Below are 1,812 nucleotides of genomic sequence, written 5' to 3' on the forward strand. Positions count from 1 at the left end.
GTTGCGGTTTCTCCACCACGTTCGGGTCGGTCTCGCCGCCATAGTTGCCGGTAACACTTTCATCCCTGGCTTTCTGTCCTAAGCCCCACGGCAGGATAACCGGCTGATCCTCGGCTCGGTTGCTCTGGAAGATAAAGCGCCGTTTGCTATCAATGGGGACAGCAGCAGTTTCTTTGTCAAAGGTGCCAATCTGGAAAAATACCGAGCCGTTAGCCTGTGGCTGATATTCCCTATCCTGAAAGGTAAAGTTCAGCGGTTGCTGTGGGTGAATGTAGGCAGGGCTTTTCCACTTCCTTGAGCCGTACAGATCAACCGACTGCATGCCTTCGGATACGTTACTATCCCGTTCCGGTGGATGGTTCCAAGGGGAGGCCTGTTGCTGATCCTGCGCTTGAATGCTTTTATCCCATGCACTCTGCTTGCCGCTTTCCTTGGGTGCTGGCTGTTGCCAACGGTCGCCGGTTGTCGCTTCTTTTTTCTGGCTCTGGTCATGACGAAAACTGACCATGACTTCCTGTTTCGCCACGGCTCCCCAAAACAGGCCAAACGGTGAGGCCTCCAGAGGCTTCGCCTGCTGACTACTTTGCTTCCGGGTGGTGCTAATAGGCACACTGGTTGAATAGCTCGCAGAAAAGCCCTGCTGCCGAATGACCGCCCCTTGCCATTGGCCTTCATAATGGCGAATCAATCCGGGAGGCGGTGCAAAATAAATCAACCCCTTACCGTCAAAGGAAAAGTCAGCAATAGCCGACGATGATACGGCATAGGGAGCGCCGGTCAGCCGGAGCTCTGCGCTGTCGGTGGGAACCTCATAACTCATGGCAGTAGTTCTGCTTTGATGGGACCGTGTGCCAGAGGCCGATAGAAAGGAATCGCCCGGAGGGTAATATCCCCTTCAATGGTGCGGGTGTGAGTCGTGCCGGTATCTATCCACCACTCCGGCTCTGTGGCTGGCAAGGTGCCGCCAATCTCGACCCGGTAAACGTGGCCATTGGGAACGGTGGGATGAATCAGATCACCTTGAACCACGCTGGCGGTTGCGGTGAAAGGCACACCGTATTCGTCCATCGCCAGCACAAAGGTGTCGCCGCCTTCGGTCAGCACTTCCAGCGTATAGCTGCCGGTTTCTGCGTTGCTGATGGTATCCCCGGTTACTGACCATGAACCATCGGGCTTATGCTCAATAGCCACCAGTTGCCTTGCTGCGGGTTCGGCCTGATTATCCAGCACTCGTTCTACTTTGCCGCTGATGGTGGCAGGATCACCGGTTGGCGCACCACCGCCTCCACTGGTGTTGATCGCCAGTTCATAGACCACCACGTTATCCGGGGTAATCAACTCACTGCTGAACGGTCGCCCTTCGTGGGTAATCAGCAGGCAAAGGTTTTTATCCGCCAGCAAGGCCGGCAGGTTCTTCATCACGATCTGTCCATTGTCCGCTTTGGTGGCCACCAGATAACGGGTATTCAAGGGCTGATAGAGTTCCACAACACCGTTATAGGGCAAGCCATCCACGGTAAGCGTTACAGCAATACTGTTGTCGAAGGGCTTCGGTATGCTCAGCTGCTCAATTCGGCACTCCTGCATCACCACTCCCCCGTTAGTTTCACAAAGCAGTTGATGTTGTCATTGATGTTTCTGGCTCGCTTGATGGTGAAGTAATCCTCACCCTCTACTGTGACAACCTGACAAAAGTTTCTGCCGGATGAACTATTACTCTGGTTCAACCATGGGAACAGACTGTATACCCCCCGAAGACGAAAGCTGTGTTGATAATCGAGAATCAAAAACGCTTCTGATCGCAGCTGAACA

General features: G+C 54.0%; 3 protein-coding genes. All 3 read right to left on the reverse strand.

Annotated features, from left to right (window positions below; genetic code table 11):
- Window positions 1-820, reverse strand: an 820-nt coding sequence (locus AK963_RS28445) for a hypothetical protein (RefSeq protein WP_139117750.1), incomplete at its 3' end; no start/stop codon positions are given.
- Entirely contained in the window at window positions 817-1,587 is a 771-nt protein-coding gene (locus tag AK963_RS28450) for a hypothetical protein (protein ID WP_066018654.1), read from the reverse strand. The genes AK963_RS28445 and AK963_RS28450, both read right to left, overlap by 4 nt.
- On the reverse strand, window positions 1,587-1,812 hold a 226-nt coding region (locus tag AK963_RS33910), incomplete at its 5' end, for a hypothetical protein (RefSeq protein ID WP_175404586.1). The genes AK963_RS28450 and AK963_RS33910, both read right to left, overlap by 1 nt.

It is taken from the genome of Endozoicomonas atrinae (assembly GCF_001647025.1).
Taxonomy (GTDB): domain Bacteria; phylum Pseudomonadota; class Gammaproteobacteria; order Pseudomonadales; family Endozoicomonadaceae; genus Endozoicomonas; species Endozoicomonas atrinae.